The organism is Siccibacter turicensis LMG 23730 (assembly GCF_000463155.2).
GTDB lineage: Bacteria > Pseudomonadota > Gammaproteobacteria > Enterobacterales > Enterobacteriaceae > Siccibacter > Siccibacter turicensis.
Map to the genome: position 1 here is coordinate 364,799 of NZ_AWFZ01000030.1, position 15,332 is coordinate 380,130.

Here is a 15,332-nt window from a genome sequence, read left to right on the forward strand (position 1 = left end):
TGTCAGAGACGGATGCCGTTTCCGAAGGTGTTACATTCCGACGGGTTGCCGCTGTCAAAGCCGCGTTTAAACCAGGTGTAGCGCTGTTCCGAGGTGCCGTGAGTGAACTTCTCCGGCATCACGCGTCCCTGGCTCTGCTTCTGTAAGCGGTCATCGCCGATGGCCTGGGCGGCGTTAAGCGCCTCTTCCAGATCGCCGGCTTCCAGCACGCCCTGCTGCTGCATGCTTTTTCCCCATACCCCGGCGAAGCAGTCCGCCTGCAGCTCCATGCTGACCGACAGCTTATTGGCCTCCACTTCCGAGGCGTTCTGCTGCAGCTGACGCACTTTCGGCTCGATGCCGAGCAGCTTCTGCACGTGGTGCCCCACTTCGTGCGCAATCACGTAGCCTTGCGCGAAGTCGCCGCCCGCGCCGAGCTGGCGTTTCATCTCGTCATAGAAGGAGAGATCGATATACACGGTGCTGTCCGCCGGGCAGTAGAACGGCCCCATGATGGACTGCCCGTTGCCGCAGCCGGTGCGCGTGCTGCCGCGGTACATCACCAGCTTCGGCTGCTGGTAGTTGCGCCCCATCTTCTCAAACTGCTGTCCCCAGCTCTCTTCGGTAGTGGCGAGAATGACCGAAGTGAATTTTGCCGCCTCGTCCTCATTGGGACTCACAGACTGCGTCACGCTCTGCTGGGTGGCGGGCTGCTCACCGGTGAGTAGCGAGGTCAGATCCACGCCGTAATAGCCTGCGACGACCACGACCACCAGCAGTATGATGCCGCCCTTACCGCGGGGAAGCCGCACGCCGCGTCCGCCCCCCAGGGATGGCCCGCGTGCATTCCGTCTGTCCTCTACGTTGTCGCTTTCGCGACGACCTTGCCAACGCATAATTAACCTCTTCCTATTTGTTTTTATGTATAGATCGTAGGTGGTTAACGCCCGGATTACCATCCTGATTTAGGCTGACCGCAGGCAGCATGCCCGAACGGGCGAACGGATGCGCATCAAAAATCATCACCGGCCCAAGGGCTGACGATAAAAAACAAAAAGCCGGGTGCGGAAAGTCCGCCCCGGCTCAGATATGGCAAAGGGGATTATCAGTCGAGATTAACGCCCAGGCGACGCGCCACTTCTTCGTAGGCCTCGATCAGGCCGCCGAGGCTCTGACGGAAGCGGTCTTTATCCATTTTATCCATGGTCTGTTTGTCCCACAGGCGCGCACCGTCCGGGGAGAACTCATCGCCCAGCACCACTTCGCCGTTGAACAGGCCGAACTCGAGCTTGAAATCGACCAGAATCAGACCGGCGTCGTCGAAAAGCTTGAACAGCACGTCGTTGGCGCGGTAGGTCAGCTCCTTCATGCGCGCCAGATTCTCTTTGCTTACCCAGCCGAAGGTTTCGCAGTAGGATTCGTTGACCATCGGATCGTGCAGCGCATCGTTTTTCAGGAACATATCGAACAGCGGCGGGCTCAGCTCAATGCCCTCTTCGGTACCCAGACGCTTCACCAGCGACCCGGCGGCGCGGTTGCGGATCACGCACTCCACCGGCACCATCTCCAGCTTTTTCACCAGCGATTCGGTGTCGGACAGCAGCGCTTCCAGCTGGGTCGGGATGCCCGCTTCTTCCAGTTTGGTCATGATGAAGTGGTTGAACTTGTTGTTCACCATTCCCTTACGGTCGAACTGCTCTATGCGCGCGCCGTCTCCTGCTGACGTATCATTGCGGAATTCGAGCACCAACAGATCCGGGTTTTCCGTGCTGTATACGGTTTTCGCTTTGCCACGATACAACTCAGCTTGCTTTTGCATCTTCAATTACTCCAGGTGTGGTGACCGCTGTGCGGCCTGAACGTTAAGGCGGAACTCGGCTGATTATCGCTACGCACACGTTTGCGTATGGATAATAAAAAAAGGCCGGATGCATCCGGCCCTTCTGTGTTACTTGCTGAATGCGGCCTGGAATACGGCTACCAGGGCATCATTCTGCGACTGCGTCAAGGTGTGACCTTTCGGGTCGATAAACTGCAGGCTGCTGCGGTTATCGAGGTCGCCGACCTGAAGCTTGTAGTCGCCGGACGGCAGTTCCGGATCGCGGGCGCCCAGCGCTTCCCAGTCGCCCTCAGACAGCGGCTTATAGGTCACGGCAATATTGCCCTGCGAACGCGTGGTGTCGGTCACTTTCATGCCCACTTTACCCAGCGCGTCAGGCAGACGGTTCCAGACCACGTTGAACGGGCCGCGAACAATCAGCACCGGCAGGCCGACATCGTCAGCGCCGCTCTGCACGTCAAGCTCGGTAGAGGAACGGTTTTCCTGGGCGGCCTGCGCAGCGGCCTGGTCTTTGTCCAGCCCCGCAGCGATGACGTTCAGCAGCTGCGCGCTGTAGCGCTGTAAGGACGCCGGATCGGCGACCGGCTTGCCGGACTGCTCCAGGTTCAGCAGCTTAACCACGACCGCCTGCTGGTAGCCCTGCGGCTTCACAGAGACCTGATAACGGCCACGATACTGTTCGTCTTCATCGGCGCGGTTCCACTGGATCCAGTCGGTGGTCAGGGTCTGGCTGGCATCGTCACGCTTATCAATGGCGTAATTCTGTGCCTGCACTACCGATACCACCTGCGGCCAGAGTGAGCCCGCACGGCCGCTTTCAACCAGCAGCGTGGCGGTATCGCCGGTGAACTGGGTACGTGCGCCGGTGACCAGCGCCAGCGGCTGTGCCGGCGGACGGATATCAAGCGCCTTGCCTACCGCGCCGCTGCCGTTGGCAACGGGAATATTATAGTTACCGTTTTGTACCGGCAGGATCATCCCGGCGGGTGCATGAAGCTCCGCCAGCGGTTGCGCATCCAGATAGGATTCATCCCCGCTGACCTGACGCTTGTAGCGTGAATCGGAACTACAGGCGGCGAGCAGCATAATGAGTGATACGCTCGCGACCTTTGCTACACGCGACGTCTGAACTGAATAAGCCATCAAATCTCCCTAAACTTTACAGCAAACCGGCGTGCTTAAGCGCACTGGCAACCGCCTCACGACCTGCGTCAGTGATGGGGGTCATCGGCAGGCGCAGCGTATCGGTCGCCACAAGTCCCAGTTCCTTACAGGCCCATTTGGCCGGGATCGGATTGGGTTCGACAAACAATTTATGGTGAAGCGGCATCAGGCGGTGATTAATGATGCGGGCCTCGTTGAACTGCCCTGCGGCAGCCAGCTTGCACATTTCGGCCATGTCACGCGCCGCAACGTTAGTGGTGACGGAAATCACCCCGTGTCCGCCGAGCTGCATGAAGTCCAGCGCGCTGGCATCATCGCCGCTCAGCAGGATGAAGTCATCTTCGACCAGCTCTTTGATCTGGTGAACGCGGGTTAAGTTCCCGGTTGCTTCTTTAATACCGACAATATTTTTCACGCGCGCGAGGCGGCCTACGGTTTCAGGTAGCAGGTCGCAACCGGTACGGGACGGCACATTATACAGGATTTGCGGCAGGTCAGTATGCTCGGCAATCGCTTTGAAGTGCTGGAACAGGCCTTCCTGGGTCGGACGGTTGTAGTACGGCGTCACGGTCAGACAGCCGGCAATGCCGCTGTCGTTGAAGCGCTGCGTCAGGCTGATGGCTTCAGAGGTGGCGTTAGCGCCGGTACCGGCAATCACCGGGATGCGCCCGTCTGCCAGCTCCAGCGTCATCATCACAACGTCGCCATGCTCATCGTGGCTCAGCGTCGCCGATTCACCCGTGGTTCCTACCGAAACAATCGCCGACGTCCCGTTGGCAATATGATACTCAACCAGTTTTTTCAGGCTTGACCGGCAGACATTACCTTTGTCATCCATCGGCGTGATAAGCGCGACAATACTTCCCGTGAACATGGGCCATCCTCTGTGCAGACAATTGTGCAGACAATAATCCCAATGGTACGTTTGGTGCCCCGGTAAAAGCAAGCGACGAGGCGTTGCCGGGGCGGTTGTACCGATGATTTTTTTATGCTTTCCTTAGGATTACCTCACCGCATCACAGGAAGTTCAGGTTTGACTGCATCAGCTCAGCATTTTCTTGTCATTACCGCACTGGGCGCTGACCGTCCAGGAATCGTTAATACCATTACGCGTCACGTGAGCAGTTGCGGTTGCAATATTGAAGACAGTCGGCTGGCGATGCTCGGCGAAGAGTTCACCTTCATTATGTTGCTGTCAGGAAGCTGGAATGCGATCACCATGATTGAATCGACGCTGCCGCTGAAGGGCGCCGAACTGGAATTGCTGATCGTCATGAAGCGCACCACCGGGCAGGCGCGCCCCGTGACGCCGGAAACCGTCTGGGTACAGGTCGAGGTGCCGGACTCCCCGCATCTTATCGAGCGCTTTACCGCGCTGTTTGATGCACATAGCATGAATATTGCCGAGCTGGTGTCACGCACCAAGCCGGCTCAGGATGACGCACCGCCGCAGCTTTTTATTCAGATAACCGCTCACAGCCCGGCCTCCTCCGATGCCTCAATCATCGAGCAGGCGTTTAAAGCACTATGTACAGAACTCCACGCGCAAGGCACTATTAGCGTGGTGAACTACCCGTAGCATGATGAACAGGATGGAGTGTAGTGATGAATTCACTGAAAGCCGGTGATACCGCACCGAAATTTAGCTTGCCCGATCAGGATGGCGAACAAGTAAATTTGACCGACTTCCAGGGACAGCGCGTTCTGGTTTATTTCTATCCCAAAGCCATGACGCCGGGCTGCACCGTTCAGGCGTGCGGTCTGCGAGATAACATGGACGATCTGAAAAAAGCCGGCGTGGAAGTATTGGGCATCAGCACCGATAAACCGGAAAAGCTCTCCCGCTTCGCGGAAAAAGAGCTGCTCAACTTTACCCTGCTCTCCGATGAAGACCACAAGGTCTGCGAGCAGTTTGGCGTCTGGGGTGAAAAATCCTTCATGGGCAAAACCTATGACGGCATTCACCGCATTAGCTTCCTGATCGGTACCGACGGGGTCATTGAGAAAGTGTTTGATGACTTCAAAACCAGCAACCACCACGATATCGTGCTGGCCTGGGTGAAAGAGCACGCCTGATTTAACGCGCCTGCGCGCAGACAAAAAAGCCGACATTGCGTCGGCTTTTTTATTTACTGCTCCTCAACCGAGAGCCCATCGGGCCAGGCGTGCACCACCGCTTTTACCAGCGTGGCGAGCGGAATCGCGAAGAAGACGCCCCAGAATCCCCATAGCCCACCGAAGATCACCACCGAAAGAATAATCACCAGCGGATGCAGGTTAACCGCCTCGGAGAACAGCACCGGCACCAGCAGGTTGCCGTCGAGCGCCTGGATAATCAGGTAGACCGCCATGCAGCTCCAGAACTCAGGCCCAAGGCCAAACTGGAACAGCGCGACGCAGACAACCGGTATCGTCACCGCAAACGCGCCGATATAGGGGATCAGTACCGACAGCCCCACCAGCACGGCCAGCAGCAGCGAGTAGTTCAGCCCGAACAGCACAAAGCCAATCCAGGTGGCGATCCCGACCACGATCATCTCCAGCACTTTGCCGCGAATGTAGTTGGTGATCTGCTGGTTCATTTCGACCCATACCTGGCCCGCCAGCCCACGATTGCGCGGCAGCACGCGGCGCACGGCGTTGAGCATCTGCTCTTTATCCTTCACCAGGAAAAACACCATCAGCGGCACAAGGATCAGGTAGATTGCAAGCGTCAGCAGCCCGACCAGCGACGCCAGCGAGTATTTCACCACCGAGTCACCCATGCCCATCATCCGGGTACGCATGTTGTCGGCCATCGCATCGATAATGCCGGCATCCATTAGCGCCGGATAACGTTTCGGCAGCGTGGCGGCAAAATCAGAGAGCTTGTTAAGCATCCCAGGCATATCGCGGATAAGATTAATGCCCTGCTGCCAGGCCACCGGTGCCACCACCAGCAGCAGCATCAGCACCACGCCAACAAACAGAATCAGCACCAGCGACGCGGCAACGGTTCGCGAGCAGCCGAGGCGCTCCAGCCGCGCGGTGGGCCACTCAAGCAGGTAGGCGAGCACAATCGCCACCAGCAGCGGCGCAAGCAGGCCATGCAGGAAGAAGAGAATACAAAATCCGGCAACGAGAATAACCAGCAGCGCTATCGCTTCAGGATCACTGAACCTGCGACGATACCACTGCGTTAACATTTCAAGCATAACCCGTCCCTGATATGGTGATGGATGGCTGACTAAGGGCTGGAATTGTAGCGAAATGTCACCTAAAAGACTTCGCTTTTTCGAGGCGTCTTCAGAAATGAGCGCGGCCAGCAAATATCATTTTTATTAATCGCCGGTGAACCGCTACACTCCCAAAGCGCAAGGGCCATGCGGAACGAAACCGCCTGCGTCCGGTCAAAACGGTGATTTGATTCATACAGGATAGAGGTTATGTTCAGGCAGTTGAGAAAAACGCTGGTAGCGACCCTCATAACAACCCTGATGGCCGCCTCTGTGGCGCCCGCCTGGGCAGATACCACTGACGACCTGCCTGATATGGGCACCTCGGCGGGTAGCACGCTCTCCATCGCCCAGGAGCTGCAGATGGGCGACTACTACGTGCGCCAGCTGCGCGGCAGCGCGCCGCTGATTAACGATCCGCTGCTGGTGCAGTACGTTAACAAGCTCGGCATGCGGCTGGTCGGCCACGCCAACTCGGTGCGCACGCCGTTTCACTTTTATCTGATCAATAACGACGAGATTAACGCCTTCGCCTTCTTCGGCGGTAACGTAGTGCTGCACTCGGCGCTGTTTCGCTATGCCGATAACGAAAGCCAGCTGGCATCGGTTATGGCGCATGAAATCTCACACGTGACCCAGCGCCATCTGGCGCGCGCCATGGAAGATCAAAAACGCAACGCGCCCCTGACCTGGGTCGGCGCGCTCGGCTCCATTCTGCTGGCAATGGCCAGCCCGCAGGCCGGGATGGCGGCCCTGACCGGTACCCTCGCCGGCACCCAGCAGGGGCTCATCAGCTTCACCCAGCAGAACGAGCAGGAAGCGGACCGCATCGGCATTCAGGTGCTCCAGCGTTCGGGGTTCGACCCGCAGGCGATGCCGAGCTTCCTTGAAAAGCTGCTCGATCAGGCGCGCTACTCCAGCCGCCCACCGGAAATTTTGCTGACCCACCCGCTTCCGGAAAGCCGTCTCTCCGACGCCCGCAACCGCGCCAACCAGATGCGCTCGGTGGTGTCCCAGTCCTCAGAGGACTTCTATATGGCGAAGGTGCGTACTCTTGGCATGTATAAGTCAGGCCGTAACCAGCTGACCAGCGATCTGCTGGATGCGCTGGCCAAAGGCAACGTGCGCGAGCAGAACGCCGCGCGCTACGGACGCGCGCTGCAGGCAATGGAAGCGAAGAACTTTGCCGAAGCCAAAACCCTGCTGCAGCCGCTGCTGAGCGCCAGCCCGAACAACGCCTGGTATCTTGACCTCGCCACCGATATCGATCTCGGGCTCAATAAATCCACGGAGGCGGTCAATCGCCTGAAGAACGCGCCGGATCTGCGCAACAACCCGGTGCTGCAGCTTAACCTTGCCAACGCCTGGCTGGAGAACGGCCAGCCGGCGGAAGCGGTGAAGATCCTCAATCGCTATACCTTCGATAACAAAGATGACAGCAACGGCTGGGATCTGCTGGCCCAGGCGCAGGCCGCGCTTAATAATCGCGATCAGGAGCTGGCCGCCCGCGCTGAAGTGCTGGCCCTGACGGGGCGTCTGGACCAGGCCATCTCGCTTTTGAGCAGCGCCAGTACCCAGGTCAAAACCGGCAGCCTGCAGCAGGCGCGCTACGATGCGCGTATCGATCAGCTGCGCCAGCTCCAGCAGCGCTTCAAGCCCTATGAAAAGATGTAAGGAATCACCATGTCTGACGCCGTAACGTTCTACCACAACCCGCGCTGCTCAAAGAGCCGTGAAACGCTTGCCCTGTTACAAGACAAGGGCATCGAACCGCAGGTGGTGCTCTATCTGGAGACGCCGCCGGACGCGGCAACGCTGAAGGCGCTGCTGAAAAAGCTCGGTTTTGCCAGCGCCAGGGATCTGATGCGCACAAAAGAAGATCTCTATAAATCCCTCAATCTGGCGGATGCCTCGCTGAGCGAAGCGGTGTTGATCAACGCGATGGTAGAAAATCCGAAGCTGATTGAGCGCCCGATTGTGGTGGTGGGCGATAAGGCGCGACTTGGGCGTCCGCCTGAACAGGTGCTTGATATCCTCTGACACCAGCGCCCTCTTCGTGAGGGCGTTTGCTTATCTACAGCCCGAGGATCTCTTTGACGAAAGGAATGGTGAGCTTGCGTTTGGCGGTAATAGACGCGCGATCCAGACGATCCAGTGTCATAAACAGCGTGCGCATCTCGCGGTCGAGGCGCTTAAGCAGAAAGCGACCCACGTCTTCCGGCAGCTCAAAGCCACGCAGGCGCGAGCGCAGCTGCAATGCCTGCACTTTCTCATCGTCATTCAGCGGCTGTAGCTTGTAGATTTGCCCCCAGTCGAGGCGCGAGGCGAGGTCGGGTAGCTGAAGGTTGAGCTGGCGCGGCGGGCGATCGCCGGTAATAAGCAGGCGCGTCTGCCCCGATTCCAGAATGCGGTTGTAGAGATCGAAAATCGCCATCTCCCACGGCGCATCCCCGGCGATGCATTCGATGTTGTCGATACACACCAGCGACAGGTGCTCCATCCCCTCCAGCACTTCAGGCACGAACCAGGTGCGCTTATCCAGCGGCACATAGCCCACCGCTTCGCCGCGCTGAGAGAGCTCCGCGCAGGCCGCATGCAGCAGATGGCTGCGTCCGCCGCCTTCCCGCGACCAGAAGTAGATATAACCGCTGTGATCCTGACGCAGTACGTTCTGCAGGGCAGCAAGTAAAGAGGGATTATCACCCGGCCAGAAACTGTCGAAGGTTTCATCATCGGGTAAGAAAAGTGGCAACGAGAGCTGAGCCGGTGTGTTCAGACGTACCTCAAACGGGGCTTACAAAAATACGCAGCGAGTGTAACACAGTTTCGCTGCGCAGTTGAACCGGGTAAGGATCCTTACCCGGCTCCGTGGATCACGCGGATTTTTGCTCCTCATCCGGCGCGTCCAGCACCACCTCTTCCGGACGTAATACGCTGATGAGCTTGAAGATCAGGCTCAGGCCCACGCCGACGATGGTCGCCAGCGCCATGCCTTTCAGCTCAGCCGCGCCGATATGTACCTTCGCGCCGCTGACGCCAATGATCAAGATGACCGACGTGAGGATCAGGTTCTGAGCTTTGCTGTAGTCCACTTTGGATTCAATCAGCACGCGAATACCGGATGCGCCGATCACGCCGTACAGCAGCAGCGAAACGCCGCCCATCACCGGCACCGGGATAATCTGGATCGCCGCCGCCAGTTTGCCCACGCAGGAGAGCAGGATCGCCAGAATGGCTGCCCCGCCGATGACCCAGGTGCTGTAGACGCGGGTGATCGCCATGACGCCAATGTTCTCGCCGTAGGTGGTGTTCGGGGTAGAGCCGAAGAAACCGGAGAACATGGTGGAGAGCCCGTTGGCGAACATCGAGCGGTGCAGGCCCGGATCGCGAATCAGATCTTTTTTGACGATGTTTGCCGTCACCACCAGATGACCGACGTGCTCGGCAATTACCACCAGCGCAGCAGGCAGGATGGTAAAGATGGCGAACCACTCGAAGCGCGGGGTGTAGAAGGTGGGCAGCGCGAACCAGTGGGCTTCCGCGACCGGCGTAAAATCAACCACGCCCATGGCAAACGACAGCGCGTAGCCGGCCAGCACGCCGATCAGGATCGGGATAATCGCCAGGAAGCCGCGGAACAGCACCGAACCGAAGATTGTGACGCCCAGGGTGACCAGCGAGATGATGATGGTTTTGGTATCCGCCGGGGTGCCTTCAGCAGGCAGCAGACCCGCCATGCCCGCGGCGACGCCCGCCAGCTCAAGACCAATGACCGCCACGATCGCGCCCATTGCCGCAGGCGGGAACATCACGTCCAGCCAGCCGGTGCCCGCTTTTTTCACAATCAGCGACACCAGGCAGAACAGGAAGCCGCACATGATGAATCCGCCCAGCGCCACTTCATAGCCCAGCGGCAGCAGCAGCAGAACCGGAGAGATAAACGCAAAGCTCGACCCGAGATAGGCCGGGATTTTACCTTTACAGATAAACAGATAGAGCAGCGTCCCGACACCGTTGAACAGCAGCACGGTGGCAGGATTAATGTGAAACAGGATCGGCACCAGAACGGTGGCGCCAAACATGGCGAACAGATGCTGCAAGCTGAGCGGGATAGTTTGCAGTAGCGGCGGACGCTCGCTGACCCCGATTGCACGGCGCGTCATAGTGTGTTCCTCAGATGTTGTGTTTTTAGTTATCCCCGGCCCTGAACAGGGGACGGGGTTACGGCCCAAAAAAAAGCCGACTATCAAGTCGGCTCTTATTGTGAATAACGCTTACTTAGTACCAAAGATCTTGTCGCCGGCATCGCCGAGGCCAGGGATGATGTACCCCTGCTCGTTCAATCCCTGATCGACCGACGCGGTATAGAGCTCGACGTCCGGGTGCGCTTTTTCCAGCGCGGCGATACCTTCCGGCGCGGCAACCAGTACCAGCACTTTAATGCTGGTGCAGCCGGCTTTTTTCAGCAGGTCGATGGTCGCGATCATTGAGCCACCGGTTGCCAGCATCGGGTCAACCACCAGCGCCATGCGCTCGTCGATGTTGGAGACCAGCTTCTGGAAGTACGGCACCGGCTCGAGGGTTTCTTCGTCACGGTAGACGCCCACTACGCTGATACGCGCGCTCGGCACGTGCTCCAGCACGCCTTCCATCATGCCGAGACCGGCACGCAGAATCGGTACTACGGTAATTTTCTTGCCCTTAATCTGCTCAACCTGCACCGGGCCATTCCATCCTTCAATGGTGACTTTCTCGGTAGCCAGATCGGCCGTCGCTTCATAGGTCAGCAGGCTTCCTACTTCAGAGGCGAGTTCACGAAAACGCTTAGTGCTGACGTCGTGCTCGCGCATCAGTCCCAGCTTGTGTTTGACGAGTGGGTGTTTCACTTCCACGATCTTCATACTCATACTCCCCTAAAGGTGGCAACCACAAAAAAAATCGCGGGATTATACCGCTTTTTTGCCGCTGCGCCATATGCAGCGCCGTTGATCCCGATCAACCGGATTGAAAATGAGTATACGGAACAATAATTCTGGCCGCACGGATAAGAGGCTCGCAAACGTTTGCCTGCGCTGTTAGAATTGCCGCGTTTTCCAGGTGGCGCCCCTTCTTTGGCCTGATATGCCACCTGATTTACCACCAACCGCAACCGCGTGGGGACTTTGCAGTGACCGATAAAACCTCTCTCAGCTATAAAGATGCCGGTGTTGATATTGATGCAGGCAACGCTCTGGTCGACCGAATCAAAGGCGTCGTGAAAAAGACCCGCCGTCCGGAAGTGATGGGTGGCCTCGGCGGATTCGGCGCACTGTGCGCGCTCCCGCAAAAATATCGCGAACCGGTTCTGGTGTCCGGGACCGACGGCGTCGGCACCAAGCTGCGTCTGGCGATGGATCTTAAGCGTCACGACACTATCGGCATCGACCTGGTTGCGATGTGCGTTAACGACCTCGTGGTACAGGGCGCCGAGCCGCTGTTCTTCCTCGACTACTACGCCACCGGCAAGCTGGATGTTGATACGGCGGCCAGCGTGATCGGCGGTATCGCGGAAGGCTGTTTGCAGTCCGGCTGTGCGCTGGTAGGCGGCGAAACGGCGGAAATGCCGGGCATGTACCACGGTGAAGATTACGACGTGGCGGGCTTCTGCGTAGGCGTGGTGGAAAAGTCAGAGATTATCGACGGCAGCAAAGTGGCCGACGGCGACGTGCTGGTTGCCCTGGCTTCCAGCGGCCCGCACTCCAACGGCTACTCGCTGGTGCGTAAAATTCTTGAAGTGAGCGGCGCGGACCCGCAAGCCACCGAGCTTGACGGCAAACCGCTCGCCGATCACCTGCTGGCGCCGACCCGCATCTACGTCAAATCGATTCTGCAACTGATTGCGCAGTCTGACGTCCACGCTATCGCCCATCTGACCGGCGGCGGCTTCTGGGAAAACATCCCGCGCGTACTGCCGGACAACACCCAGGCAGTTATCGATGCGTCATCCTGGCAGTGGCCAGCGGTCTTCAACTGGCTGCAGCAGGCGGGCAACGTCAGCCAGCACGAGATGTACCGCACCTTCAACTGCGGCGTGGGCATGCTTATCGCACTGCCGGCGGACGCCGCCGATGCGGCAATCGCGCTTCTGACCGAGGCGGGCGAAACGGCGTGGAAAATCGGCGTGATTAAGGCCTCTGATGCCGACGAGCGCGTGGTCATCCAGTAAATGAATATCGTGGTGCTGATTTCCGGTAACGGAAGCAACCTGCAGGCGATTATTGATGCCTGCGAAAGCGGGAAAATCGCCGGCACGCTGCGGGCGGTGTTCAGCAACAAGGCCGATGCCTTCGGCCTGCAGCGCGCGCGTGACGCGGGCATTCCGGCGCACGCGCTCAGCGCCGGGCAGTTTGCTACCCGTGAGGCGTTTGACCGCGAGCTGATGCAGGAAATTGATGCCTACGCACCGGATCTGGTGGTGCTGGCAGGTTACATGCGCATCCTCAGTCCGGCATTTGTGGCGCACTATACGGGGCGGCTGATTAACATTCACCCCTCCCTGCTGCCGAAATACCCGGGGCTGCATACCCACCGTCAGGTGCTGGAGAACGGCGATGCCGAACACGGTACCTCAGTCCATTTCGTCACCGATGAACTCGACGGCGGGCCGGTTATCCTCCAGGCCAAAGTGCCGGTGTTTGACGGCGATGACGAAGCGGACATCACCGCCCGCGTGCAGGCGCAGGAGCATGCAATTTACCCACTGGTGGTGAGCTGGTTTGCCGACGGACGGCTGAAGATGCAGGACAACGCGGCCTGGCTCGACGGCCAGAAGCTGGCCCCGCTGGGCCACGCCAGCGACGAGTAACCTCACGCTCTGCTTCGGCAGAGCGTTTTTTTTCCTGCGCCCTGCCTGCGCGCTCACCTGCCTGATAATGAGGGCAATTTTTCACTATACGCCCGGATCCGCCCTCTCCTTTTCGGATAACTGTCATACTTATCGGGCATAGTTGGACATATGCGGGCTTAGCTCGCCATAATAGCCACGAGACGGAGTTTTCACGTCCCGCGTTTACCAACCGGAGTGTGAGTAGTAATGGGTCAGGAAAAGCTATATACCGAAAAAGAATTGAGCTGGCTGTCGTTTAACGAGCGCGTTCTGCAAGAAGCGGCGGATAAAAGCAACCCACTGATTGAGCGGATGCGGTTTCTCGGGATCTACTCCAACAACCTTGATGAGTTTTACAAGGTTCGCTTCGCCGAGCTGAAGCGCCGGATCCTGATCAGCGAAGAGCAAGGGTTAACCTCCCATTCGCGTCACCTGCTCAGTAAGATTCAGGCCAGAGTGCTGAAAGCGGATCAGGAGTTCGATACGCTGTATAACGATCTGCTGCTGGAGATGGCACGCAATCAAATCTTCCTGATCAACGAACGTCAGCTCTCACCCAACCAGCAAACCTGGCTGCGCCACTACTTCAAACACTATCTGCGCCAGCACATCACGCCGACGCTGATTAACCGCGATACGGATCTGGTGCAGTTCCTGAAGGACGATTACACCTATCTGGCGGTCGAGATCATTCGCGGCGAAGAGATTCGCTACGCGCTGCTGGAGATCCCGTCCGATAAGATGCCGCGCTTCGTCAACCTGCCGCCGGAAACCCCGCGCCGCCGCAAGCCGATGATCCTGCTGGATAATATCCTGCGCTACTGCCTCGACGAGATCTTCAAAGGCTTCTTTGATTACGACACCCTGAACGCCTACTCCATGAAGATGACCCGCGACGCGGAATACGATCTGGTGCACGAGATGGAGTCGAGCCTGCTGGAGCTGATGTCCTCCAGCCTGAAACAGCGCCTGACCGCAGAGCCGGTACGCTTTGTCTACCAGCGCGATATGCCGGATGCCATGGTGGAGATGCTGCGCGAGAAGCTGACCATCACCAACTATGACTCGATCATCCCGGGCGGTCGCTACCACAATTTTAAAGACTTCATCGGCTTCCCGAACGTCGGCAAAGCCAATCTGGTCAACAAGCCGCTGCCGCGCCTGCGCCACATCTGGTTTGATAACTTCCGCAACGGCTTTGACGCCATCCGCGAACGCGATGTGCTGCTCTACTACCCGTATCACACCTTCGAGCACGTGCTGGAGCTGCTGCGTCAGGCCTCGTTCGACCCGAGCGTGCTGGCGATCAAAATCAACATCTACCGCGTGGCGAAAGACTCGCGCATCATCGACTCGATGATCCACGCCGCCCACAACGGCAAGAAAGTCACGGTGGTGGTAGAGCTTCAGGCGCGCTTTGATGAAGAGGCCAACATTCACTGGGCGAAACGTCTGACCGAAGCGGGCGTCCACGTTATTTTCTCGGCGCCGGGCCTGAAAATTCACGCCAAGCTTTTCCTGATCTCCCGTAAAGAGGGGGATGAAGTGGTGCGCTACGCGCATATCGGTACCGGCAACTTCAACGAGAAAACCGCCCGGCTTTACACCGACTATTCGCTGCTCACCGCCGATGCGCGCATCACGAACGAAGTGCGTCGGGTGTTCAACTTTATCGAAAACCCTTACCGCCCGGTCCACTTCGACTACCTGCTGGTGTCGCCGCAAAATAGCCGCCGCCTGTTGTATGAAATGGTGGATAAAGAGATCGCAAATGCGCAAAATGGCCTGCCGTCAGGGATCACGCTGAAGCTGAATAACCTGGTGGACAAAGGGCTGGTGGACCGGCTCTATGCGGCATCAAGCTCCGGCGTACCGGTGAACCTGCTTATCCGCGGCATGTGCTCCCTGATCCCCGATCTCGAAGGCATCAGCGAAAACATCCGCGTCATCAGCATCGTTGACCGCTATCTTGAGCACGATCGGGTCTATATTTTCAAAAATGGCGGCGACGATAAGGTATACCTCTCCTCCGCCGACTGGATGACGCGCAATATCGACTACCGCATTGAAGTCGCCGTGGCGCTGCTGGACCCGCGCCTGAAACAGCGGGTGCTGGACATTATCGAACTGCTGTTCAGCGATACCGTTAAAGCGCGCTACGTCGATAAAGAGCTGAGCAATCGCTATGTACCGCGCGGCAACCGCCGCAAAGTGCGGGCACAGCTGGCGATTTACGATTACATCAAATCACTAGAGCAACCAGAATAAG

Annotated in this window: 15 protein-coding genes; 7 read left to right on the forward strand and 8 right to left on the reverse strand. The window is 58.1% G+C overall.

What is annotated here, in order from left to right; genetic code table 11:
- Window positions 1-2 precede the first annotated feature (2 nt).
- The 4 genes from ypfJ to dapA all read right to left on the reverse strand — a co-directional run bounded on the left by ypfJ (window position 3) and on the right by dapA (window position 3,857).
- A complete protein-coding gene (gene ypfJ / locus DW58_RS11295; RefSeq protein WP_024548636.1) occupies window positions 3-875 on the reverse strand; it encodes a KPN_02809 family neutral zinc metallopeptidase in 873 nt (290 codons plus the stop codon).
- Window positions 876-1,084: 209 nt separating this feature from the next.
- A complete protein-coding gene (gene purC / locus DW58_RS11300; RefSeq protein WP_024548635.1) occupies window positions 1,085-1,798 on the reverse strand; it encodes a phosphoribosylaminoimidazolesuccinocarboxamide synthase in 714 nt (237 codons plus the stop codon).
- A gap of 129 nt (window positions 1,799-1,927) precedes the next feature.
- A complete protein-coding gene (bamC, locus tag DW58_RS11305; RefSeq protein WP_024548634.1) occupies window positions 1,928-2,962 on the reverse strand; it encodes an outer membrane protein assembly factor BamC in 1,035 nt (344 codons plus the stop codon).
- Window positions 2,963-2,978: 16 nt separating this feature from the next.
- Entirely contained in the window at window positions 2,979-3,857 is an 879-nt protein-coding gene (gene dapA, locus DW58_RS11310) for a 4-hydroxy-tetrahydrodipicolinate synthase (protein WP_024548633.1), read from the reverse strand.
- A 159-nt stretch (window positions 3,858-4,016) separates the two neighbouring features.
- Here dapA and DW58_RS11315 point away from each other — a divergent pair, with 159 nt between their 5' ends.
- Both DW58_RS11315 and bcp read left to right on the forward strand, forming a co-directional pair.
- Window positions 4,017-4,562, forward strand: a complete 546-nt coding sequence (locus tag DW58_RS11315) for a glycine cleavage system transcriptional repressor (protein WP_029696572.1) — start codon at window positions 4,017-4,019, stop codon at window positions 4,560-4,562.
- Between the two features lie 26 nt (window positions 4,563-4,588).
- Window positions 4,589-5,059, forward strand: coding sequence for a thioredoxin-dependent thiol peroxidase (gene bcp, locus DW58_RS11320; RefSeq protein ID WP_024548632.1), 471 nt, complete (start codon window positions 4,589-4,591; stop codon window positions 5,057-5,059).
- 53 nt (window positions 5,060-5,112) lie between these two features.
- Here the strand turns inward: bcp and DW58_RS11325 are convergent, their stop codons facing one another.
- Entirely contained in the window at window positions 5,113-6,177 is a 1,065-nt protein-coding gene (locus DW58_RS11325; protein ID WP_024548631.1) for an AI-2E family transporter, read from the reverse strand.
- Between the two features lie 231 nt (window positions 6,178-6,408).
- On the opposite strand from DW58_RS11325, the gene bepA reads away from it, so the two are divergent.
- Together bepA and arsC are read left to right on the forward strand one after the other, a co-directional pair.
- Complete coding sequence (gene bepA, locus DW58_RS11330; protein WP_024548630.1) at window positions 6,409-7,872, forward strand: beta-barrel assembly-enhancing protease; 1,464 nt, start codon at window positions 6,409-6,411, stop codon at window positions 7,870-7,872.
- A 9-nt stretch (window positions 7,873-7,881) separates the two neighbouring features.
- Entirely contained in the window at window positions 7,882-8,238 is a 357-nt protein-coding gene (gene arsC, locus DW58_RS11335) for an arsenate reductase (glutaredoxin) (protein ID WP_024548629.1), read from the forward strand.
- Between the two features lie 34 nt (window positions 8,239-8,272).
- Here arsC and DW58_RS11340 read toward each other — a convergent pair whose 3' ends face one another.
- From DW58_RS11340 to upp, 3 genes are all read right to left on the reverse strand, one after another.
- Window positions 8,273-8,974 (reverse strand): DnaA inactivator Hda, encoded by a 702-nt coding sequence (locus DW58_RS11340; protein WP_071789240.1) that lies wholly within the window; start codon window positions 8,972-8,974, stop codon window positions 8,273-8,275.
- A 97-nt stretch (window positions 8,975-9,071) separates the two neighbouring features.
- Window positions 9,072-10,361, reverse strand: coding sequence for a uracil permease (gene uraA / locus DW58_RS11345; RefSeq protein WP_024548627.1), 1,290 nt, complete (start codon window positions 10,359-10,361; stop codon window positions 9,072-9,074).
- Between the two features lie 111 nt (window positions 10,362-10,472).
- The gene (upp, locus tag DW58_RS11350; protein ID WP_024548626.1) at window positions 10,473-11,099 is read right to left on the reverse strand and encodes a uracil phosphoribosyltransferase; all 627 of its coding nucleotides are present in this window, start codon (window positions 11,097-11,099) and stop codon (window positions 10,473-10,475) included.
- A 266-nt stretch (window positions 11,100-11,365) separates the two neighbouring features.
- On the opposite strand from upp, the gene purM reads away from it, so the two are divergent.
- The 3 genes from purM to ppk1 all read left to right on the forward strand — a co-directional run bounded on the left by purM (window position 11,366) and on the right by ppk1 (window position 15,331).
- A complete protein-coding gene (gene purM / locus DW58_RS11355) occupies window positions 11,366-12,403 on the forward strand; it encodes a phosphoribosylformylglycinamidine cyclo-ligase (protein ID WP_024548625.1) in 1,038 nt (345 codons plus the stop codon).
- Window positions 12,404-13,042, forward strand: a complete 639-nt coding sequence (gene purN / locus DW58_RS11360; RefSeq protein ID WP_024548624.1) for a phosphoribosylglycinamide formyltransferase — start codon at window positions 12,404-12,406, stop codon at window positions 13,040-13,042.
- Between the two features lie 228 nt (window positions 13,043-13,270).
- Complete coding sequence (gene ppk1, locus DW58_RS11365) at window positions 13,271-15,331, forward strand: polyphosphate kinase 1 (protein ID WP_024548623.1); 2,061 nt, start codon at window positions 13,271-13,273, stop codon at window positions 15,329-15,331.
- Window position 15,332 lies beyond the last annotated feature (1 nt).